This is a genomic window from Streptomyces geranii (genome assembly GCF_002954775.1).
Taxonomy (GTDB): domain Bacteria; phylum Actinomycetota; class Actinomycetes; order Streptomycetales; family Streptomycetaceae; genus Streptomyces; species Streptomyces geranii.
The window spans coordinates 73,471-81,943 of sequence record NZ_KZ672955.1; the positions used below are offsets into that span (position 1 = coordinate 73,471).

The following is an 8,473-nucleotide window of genomic DNA, read 5'->3' on the forward strand; positions in this document are numbered from 1 at the left end:
GTGCCGAGGCTTAGACTTCGTCGCTGTCCCCCCAGACTGCCCGCAGCCTGTCGCCGAGCGTTTTCCATGGAGGCCACGCCGTGTCAAAGCCGCCGTTCACGCACCTGCACGTCCACACCCAGTACTCGCTGCTGGACGGTGCCGCGCGGCTCAAGGACATGTTCGAGGCGTGCAACGAGATGGGCATGACCCACATCGCCATGTCCGACCACGGCAACCTCCACGGGGCGTACGACTTCTTCCACACCGCCAAGAAGGCGGGGGTCACGCCGATCATCGGCATCGAGGCGTATGTGGCGCCCGAGTCGCGGCGCAACAAGCGGAAGATCCAGTGGGGCCAGCCGCACCAGAAGCGCGACGACGTGTCCGGTTCCGGCGGTTACACCCACAAGACGATCTGGGCGGCCAACGCGACGGGCCTGCACAACCTCTTCCGGCTGTCCTCGGACGCGTACGCGGAGGGCTGGCTGCAGAAGTGGCCCCGCATGGACAAGGAGACCATCTCCCAGTGGTCCGAGGGGCTCATCGCCTCCACCGGCTGCCCCTCGGGAGAGCTCCAGACCCGACTGCGCCTCGGCCAGAAGGAGGAGGCGCTCAAGGCCGCCGCCGAGTACCAGGACATCTTCGGCAAGGACCGCTACTTCCTGGAACTTATGGACCACGGCATCGAGATCGAGAGCCGGGTCCGTGACGGCCTCCTGGAGATCGGCAAGAAACTCGGCATCCCGCCCCTGGTGACGAACGACTCGCACTACACGTACGCGCACGAGTCGACCGCGCACGACGCCCTGCTGTGCATCCAGACCGGCAAGAACATCTCCGACCCGGACCGCTTCAAGTTCGACGGCACCGGCTACTACCTGAAGTCCACCGACGAGATGTACGCCATCGACTCCTCGGACGCCTGGCAGGAGGGCTGCGCCAACACCCTCCTGGTCGCCGAACAGATCGACACCTCCGGCATGTTCGAGGCCAAGAACCTCATGCCGAAGTTCGACATCCCGGACGGCTTCACCGAGGTCACCTGGTTCCAGGAGGAGGTCCGGCTCGGGATGAACCGCCGTTTCAACGGCAACGTCCCCGACGACCGCCAGAAGCAGGCCGAGTACGAGATGGACGTCATCATCCAGATGGGGTTCCCGGGGTACTTCCTCGTCGTCGCCGACTTCATCATGTGGGCCAAGAAGCAGGGCATCGCGGTCGGCCCCGGCCGTGGCTCCGCCGCCGGTTCGATCGTCGCGTACGCCATGGGGATCACCGACCTCGACCCGATCCCGCACGGCCTGATCTTCGAGCGGTTCCTCAACCCCGAGCGTGTTTCCATGCCCGACGTCGACATCGACTTCGACGAACGTCGGCGCGTCGAGGTCATCAGGTACGTGACGGAGAAGTACGGCGCCGACAAGGTCGCCATGATCGGCACCTACGGCAAGATCAAGGCGAAGAACGCCATCAAGGACTCCGCGCGCGTGCTGGGTTATCCGTACGCGATGGGCGACCGCCTCACCAAGGCCATGCCCGCGGACGTCCTCGGCAAGGGCATCGACCTCAACGGCATCACCGACCCCTCGCACCCGCGCTACAGCGAGGCCGGCGAGATCCGGTCGATGTACGAGAACGAGCCCGACGTGAAGAAGGTCATCGACACCGCCAAGGGCGTCGAGGGCCTGGTCCGGCAGATGGGCGTGCACGCGGCCGGCGTCATCATGTCCAGCGAGCCCATCGTCGACCACGCGCCGATCTGGGTGCGGCACACCGACGGTGTGACCATCACACAGTGGGACTACCCGCAGTGCGAGTCGCTCGGCCTGCTCAAGATGGACTTCCTGGGCCTGCGCAACCTCACGATCATGGACGACGCCGTCAAGATGGTGAAGGCCAACAAGGGGATCGACCTCGACCTCCTCGCCCTCCCGCTCGACGACCCGGCCACCTTCGAACTGCTCCAGCGCGGCGACACCCTGGGCGTCTTCCAGTTCGACGGCGGACCCATGCGCTCCCTGCTGCGCCTGATGAAGCCCGACAACTTCGAGGACATCTCCGCCGTCTCCGCGCTCTACCGTCCCGGCCCGATGGGCATGGACTCGCACACCAACTACGCCCTGCGCAAGAACAAGCTCCAGGAGATCACCCCGATCCACAAGGAGCTGGAGGCGCCTCTGGAGGAGGTCCTCGCGGTCACCTACGGGCTGATCGTCTATCAGGAGCAGGTGCAGAAGGCCGCCCAGATCATCGCCGGTTACTCCCTCGGCGAGGCCGACATCCTGCGCCGCGTGATGGGCAAGAAGAAGCCCGACGAACTGGCCAAGAACTTCACCATCTTCCAGGCCGGCGCCAAGAAGAACGGCTACAGCGACGAGGCGATCCAGGGCCTGTGGGACGTCCTGGTCCCCTTCGCGGGCTACGCCTTCAACAAGGCCCACTCGGCCGCGTACGGACTGGTCTCCTACTGGACCGCCTACCTCAAGGCCAACTTCCCGGCCGAATACATGGCCGGACTGCTCACCTCGGTCAAGGACGACAAGGACAAGTCCGCGATCTATCTCAACGAGTGCCGGCGCATGAAGATCAAGGTGCTCCCGCCCAACGTCAACGAGTCGGTGCACAACTTCGCCGCGCAGGGCGACGACGTGATCCTCTTCGGCCTCGAAGCGGTGCGCAACGTCGGTACGAACGTGGTCGAGTCGATCATCAGGAGCCGTAACGCCAAGGGGAAGTACGGCTCCTTCCCCGACTACCTCGACAAGGTCGAGGCGGTCGCGTGCAACAAGCGGACCACGGAATCGCTGATCAAGGCCGGCGCCTTCGACACCATGGGGCACACCCGCAAGGGCCTCACCGCGCACTTCGACACGATGATCGACAACGTGGTCGCGGTGAAGCGGAAGGAGGCCGAGGGCCAGTTCGACCTCTTCGGGGGCGGCGAGGAGAGCAGCGAGCCCGGCTTCGGGCTCGACGTGGAGTTCACCACCGACGAGTGGGAGAAGGGCTATCTGCTCGCCCAGGAGCGGGAGATGCTCGGTCTGTACGTCTCCGACCACCCCCTCTTCGGGCTTGAGCACGTCCTCTCCGACAAGGCCGACGCGGGTATCTCCCAGCTCACCGGAGGTGAGCACGCGGACGGCGCGGTCGTCACCATCGGCGGCATCATCTCCGGCCTCCAGCGCAAGATGACCAAGCAGGGCAACGCCTGGGCCATCGCCACCGTCGAGGACCTCGCCGGTTCCATCGAGTGCATGTTCTTCCCGGCCACCTACCAGCTGGTGTCGACCCAACTCGTCGAGGACGCCGTCGTGTTCGTCAAGGGCCGCCTCGACAAGCGCGAGGACGTGCCCCGGCTGGTCGCGATGGAACTCCAGGTCCCCGACCTGTCCAACGCGGGCACCAACGCCCCCGTGATCCTCACCATCCCCGCCCTGAAGATCACCCCGCCGATGATCAGCAGGCTCGGCGAGATCCTCAGCCACCACAAGGGCGAGAGCGAGGTCCGCATCAGACTCCAGGGACCGAGCAAGACGACAGTGCTGCGGCTCGACCGGCACCGCGTGAAGCCCGACCCGGCGCTCTTCGGCGACCTGAAGGTGCTGCTCGGCCCGTCCTGCCTGGCCGGTTGATCAACTGACGTGCGCGAGGGGCGCACCCTCAACGGGTGCGCCCCTCGCGGTGCTTGAGCTTCAACAATGGTTCAGTTGTGGCCGAAGCGCTTCTGCCGGCCCTTGCGCGCCATGTCACCGGGAGTCACCTGGGTGGCGCGCTGCTCGGCCTGCGACTCCATCGAGGAGGACTTCGCCTGCTCGGCACCGCGCTCGGCCTGGGAACCCTGCTGCTGGCGACTCTGCTTCTTGTTCTTGGCCATGGTGATCTGCCTCCTGAGGGGGATCTAGGGACCAGAGCCGCCTTCAGACTCACACGCCCCGACAAAGCGTGCATGTCGGAGAATTACCCTGCGTAATAAGGTCTTGTCGTGCGGTGGAACGCTCCGTCGGCGGCCGATCGGCGGCCGAAACGCCACGCCGAAGATCGAGTTCGGGCCGTTAACCTCCGCGCGGTCGGGCAGACTCGAAGGAAGCCCGAAGCAAACCTCCCGGAAAGAGGGTGGAACGCGTGGACCGCTGCATCGTCCTGGTGGATGCCGGGTATCTGCTCGGGGCCGCGGCGAGTCTCCTCGCCGGAGAGCCCTCGCGGTCCCGCATCACCGTCGATCACACCGCCCTCATCCAGGGCCTCCGCGAACGCGCCGAGTCGGACACCGAACGCCCCCTGCTGCGCATCTACTGGTTCGACGGCGCCCCCGACCGGGTTCCGCAGCCCGAGCACCGCCGGCTGCGCGTGATGCCCCGTGTCACCGTCCGGCTCGGCGCCCTGACCCGCAGCGACGGACGATGGGCCCAGAAGGGCGTCGACGCCGCCATGCACGCCGAGCTGACCGAGCTGGCCCGCAACCGCGCCTGCTCCGACATCGTCCTCGTCACCGGCGACGGCGACCTGCTGCCGGGCATGATGGCCGCCAAGGAGCACGGAGTCGCCGTACACCTGTGGGCCGTGCAGGCCGCCGACGGCGACTACAACCAGTCGGAGGACCTGGTCGCGGAGGCCGACGAGCGGCGCGTCCTCGACCGGGCGTGGATCACCAAGGCCGTACGGGCCAAGGATCTCGGCGGGGTCTGCGCGCCGCAGCCCGTGCCCCGGCCGGAGATCGCCGCGATCCTGTCCGCGCCGCTGCCCGAGCCGACGCACGCGCAGGCCGCCGAGCGGGCCGCCGACGAGCAGCAGGAGCACGCGCAGGCGCCCGCCGCGCAGAACGGCGCGCAGGAGCGTGTGCCCGCCGCCAAGGGCGTACCGACCCCCAAGGACCTGGCCGCGCTGAAGGCCCCCGGCGCCCAGCCCGTCCAGCAGCCCGCGAGCGCGACCCTGCGCTGGTCCTCCGACAAGGGCTGGGTCGACCGCCCCGGCGTGGCCGCCGAGCCGCCCGAGGTCGCCGCCATGCCGACGCTGGCCCAGCTCACCTCGGCCGAGCAGCGCTGGGCGGACCGCGAGGAGGACATCACGACGGTCGGCGGAGATCCGTACGAGGTCGGACAGGTGTTCGCACGCCGCTGGATGGAACGCCTCCCCGAACCCGCCAACCTGCAGAAACTCTCCACCATGTACCCCCGCATCCCGCACCGCATCGACGGCGAGCTGCTGCGCTACGCCGCCCGCTTCGGCCTGCTCGCCCACAAGGACGACCAGATCGACGAGCACGACCGGTACGCGATCAGGGCCGGGTTCTGGCGCGAGATCGACGTCCGTACGGCCGCGGAGCACGCGCCCGCCGCGGAGTGAGCCGGGGCCTGTCGTTTGGATCACGTCGGCTTCGATCGGCGGTGCTGTCGTGTGCCGGTGTGCGTGCCACACCCCGTGGCCCAGGCGTGATCCAAACGACAGGCCCCTCGGGCCCTGTGACCGGGGGTTGGATTTCAGGCGGAGTCGGGCACCCCGTACTCTCGCTTGCGTGAGTACGCGCACGGCACACGCAGCCCGACACGGTGACGATGTCGTGTGCGCGGTGCGCGATCTCAGCAAGACCTACTCCGCGGTGCGCGGTCGGCGCGGTTCGCCAGGAACACCCGAGGTGAAGGCCACCGACGGCGTCGATCTGGACATCCGGCGCGGTGAGATCTTCGGACTGCTCGGGCCCAACGGCGCCGGCAAGTCGACCCTCGTCCGGCAGCTCACCGGCCTGATGCGTCCCGACCGGGGCAGCGTCGAGATTCTGGGCCACGACATCGTCTGCCACCCCGAGCGGGCCGCCCGCATCCTCGCCTACCTCGGCCAGGAGTCCAGCGCCCTCGACGAACTCACCGTCTCGCTCGCCGCCGAGACCACCGCACGGCTGCGCGGCCTTGAGGTACGGCGGGCGCGCGCCGAGCGGGACGCCGTCCTGGAGGAGTTGGGGCTCACCGCGCTGGCCTCCCGGCCCATCCGCAAGCTCTCCGGCGGCCAGCGCCGCCTCGCCTGCTTCGCCACCGCGCTGGTCGGGGAACGGCCGCTGCTCGTCCTCGACGAGCCGACCACCGGCATGGACCCGGTGGCCCGGCGCGCGGTGTGGTCGGCGGTCGACCGGCGACGCGCGGAGCGCGGTACGACGGTGCTGCTGGTCACCCACAACGTGATCGAGGCCGAGACGGTCCTGGACCGGGTCGCCGTCCTCGACCGGGGACGGGTGATCGCCTGCGACACCCCCGCCGGGCTGAAGGAGCAGGTGGCGGGCGAGGTGCGGGTCGAGCTGGTCTGGCGGGAGTCCGCGCCGCTGCACGTCCCCGAGGTCGCCGCGCTGCGCGACCGGGCCGTCGAGTCCGGACGCAAGTGGACGCTCCGGCTGGCCCCCGAGGAGGCCCGCGCGGCCGTCGCCACCGTCACCGGCGGGGCGGCGTTCACCGCGCTGGACGACTTCACGCTGGCCACGCCGAGTCTGGAGGACGTGTATCTGGCGCTCGGGGGGAACGTGACGGGGCTGGTGAAGGCATGACGGGGACGGCCGGTGTGAGTGCCGGGGGCTTCCGATCCGTACGTGTATGCGTACGGATGCCAGAAAGGGCACGGGTGCGGGTGCCGGCGGGGGAAAGGGCGGCTGTCGTGACCGGGACGAAGAGGAGCAGCTCGACGTGAGTGTCGTACCCGCAGAGGTGCTGCCGAGCAGCGCACGGGCCCTGGAGAAGGCGCCCGCGCGCCGCGCGTCGGCCGAGCTGGGACCACGTGCCCGGCTGTGGCCCGCGCTGGTCGCGGTGTACCGGGCCCAGCTGTCCCGGGCCCGGGTCGCGCGGATCCCGCTGCTGTTCGTGGCGACCTTCCAGTCCGTCGGGATCATGATCCTGATGCGGGGGGTCGTGGACGGGGGCGGGGAGGCCCGGGCCGTGGTGGCCGGGGCTTCGGTATTGGTTGTTGCTTTTGTCGCCTTGAACCTGCTCGCTCAGTACTTCGGGCAGCTGCGGGCCAGTGGCGGGCTCGACCACTACGCCACGCTGCCGGTGCCGCCCGCCGCCGTGGTGCTGGGCGCGGCAGGGGCGTACGCGTCCTTCACCGTCCCGGGAACCCTCGTGACGGCGGTGTTCGGCTGCCTGCTGTACGGGCTGCCGCTGGCGCACCTGTGGGTGCTCGCCCTGGTCATCCCGCTCGCCGGGGCCGCGCTCGCCGGACTCGGCGCCGCCTTCGGGCTGCTCGCGCCGAGGCCCGAACTGGCCACGCTGCTCGGGCAGCTGGGCATGTCGGCGGCGCTGCTGCTGGGGGTGCTGCCGGCCGACCGGATGCCGGGTGTGGTGCGGTTCGCGCGCGATCTGCTGCCCTCGACGTACGGCGTGGAGGCCTTCGCCCGTACCTTCGGGCCCGACCCCGACTGGGCCTTCGTCTTCGGTGACCTGGCCGTGTGCGCGGGCGTCGGGGTGGTCTCGCTGGCCGTGGCGACCTGGGCGTACCGCCGGGCGGCCGTCCGGTGACGCGCCGCACAGACGCGCCTGGCACGATGTCAGGGTGACCGCACCACTGACTCCGCCTCCGCCGCCGCACCAAGAGCCCTCGCGCGAACGCGAAGAGGCCGCGCGTGAAGGGGCCCCGCAGCCCCAGCAGCCTCTGCAGCAGCAGCCCTCGCTCCAGGCGGCTGCGGACAGCCGGTCCTGGCAGGACTGGCCCGCGCCGTCCGGGGCCGCGGGGGGCGGGTTCGCGGCTGCGTACGGACAGGACGGCCCCGGCATGAAGACCGAACTGCGGGAGGCCGCCGTCGTGACGGTGGCGGTGGCACTCGGCGGGGCGCTGCTCGGACTGCTGTGGTGGTGGCTGGCGCCGAGCGTGCCGCTGGTCGGGGACGTCGTCGACAACAGTTGGGTCGTGTACGTCAAGGACAGCGAGGGCGAGCAGGCGATCGGGGTGGACGGAACGTTCACTCTGCTGGCGTTGGCGCTGGGCGCGGTGAGTGCGCTGGGGGTGTTTCTCTTTCGGCGGCGTGGGGGTGTGCCGCTGGTGGTGGGGCTGACGGTCGGGGGGTTGCTCGGGTCGGTGCTGGCGTGGCGGCTCGGGGTGTGGCTGGGGCCCGCCCAGGACGTCATCGCCGCGGCGAAGTCCGCGGGCAAGGGGGTTACGTTCTCGGCGCCGTTGAAGTTGGGGGCGAAGGGGGCGTTGCTGGCGTGGTCGGTGTCGGCGCTGGTGGTGCATCTGGGGTTGACGGGGTTGTTCGGACCTCGGGAAGCGGAGGGCGGGGCTCCGCCGGTGTAGGGGAGTTTTCTCGCCCCCGCCGCCCCTACCCGTTCCCATCCTTCTGGGGGCTGCGCCCCCAGAACCCCGCTAGTCGCGCTGAACGCGCTCGTCCTCAAACGCCGGACGGGCTGAAATGCCAAGCGCCGGCCGGCACCCTCAGCCCGTCCGGCGTTTGAGGACGAGGCCGTCCAGGCCGATTTTCCCCCCCCCCCCCCCCCCGCCGAACCCCCCCCCCCCCCCCCCC

The 8,473-nt window shown here is 69.7% G+C and carries 6 protein-coding genes; 5 read left to right on the forward strand and 1 reads right to left on the reverse strand.

Annotation, left to right across the window (positions count from 1 at the left end):
* Nucleotides 1-80: 80 nt before the first annotated feature.
* Nucleotides 81-3,614: a DNA polymerase III subunit alpha gene (dnaE, locus tag CW359_RS05085; RefSeq protein ID WP_105968535.1), complete on the forward strand. Its 3,534-nt coding sequence runs from the start codon at nucleotides 81-83 to the stop codon at nucleotides 3,612-3,614.
* Nucleotides 3,615-3,685: 71 nt separating this feature from the next.
* Here the strand turns inward: dnaE and CW359_RS45755 are convergent, their stop codons facing one another.
* Nucleotides 3,686-3,856 (reverse strand): hypothetical protein, encoded by a 171-nt coding sequence (locus CW359_RS45755; RefSeq protein WP_198655095.1) that lies wholly within the window; start codon nucleotides 3,854-3,856, stop codon nucleotides 3,686-3,688.
* A gap of 248 nt (nucleotides 3,857-4,104) precedes the next feature.
* Between CW359_RS45755 and CW359_RS05090 the strand changes: the two genes are divergently transcribed.
* The 4 genes from CW359_RS05090 to CW359_RS05105 all read left to right on the forward strand — a co-directional run bounded on the left by CW359_RS05090 (nucleotide 4,105) and on the right by CW359_RS05105 (nucleotide 8,247).
* The gene (locus CW359_RS05090) at nucleotides 4,105-5,325 is read left to right on the forward strand and encodes an NYN domain-containing protein (protein ID WP_105968547.1); all 1,221 of its coding nucleotides are present in this window, start codon (nucleotides 4,105-4,107) and stop codon (nucleotides 5,323-5,325) included.
* A gap of 214 nt (nucleotides 5,326-5,539) precedes the next feature.
* Complete coding sequence (locus CW359_RS05095; protein WP_105968536.1) at nucleotides 5,540-6,511, forward strand: ABC transporter ATP-binding protein; 972 nt, start codon at nucleotides 5,540-5,542, stop codon at nucleotides 6,509-6,511.
* Nucleotides 6,512-6,647: 136 nt separating this feature from the next.
* Entirely contained in the window at nucleotides 6,648-7,475 is an 828-nt protein-coding gene (locus CW359_RS05100; RefSeq protein WP_105968537.1) for an ABC transporter permease, read from the forward strand.
* A gap of 34 nt (nucleotides 7,476-7,509) precedes the next feature.
* Nucleotides 7,510-8,247 carry a hypothetical protein gene (locus CW359_RS05105; RefSeq protein WP_105968538.1) on the forward strand — a complete coding sequence of 246 codons (738 nt, stop codon included), beginning with the start codon at nucleotides 7,510-7,512 and terminating at the stop codon, nucleotides 8,245-8,247.
* The last annotated feature ends 226 nt before the right edge of the window (nucleotides 8,248-8,473 follow it).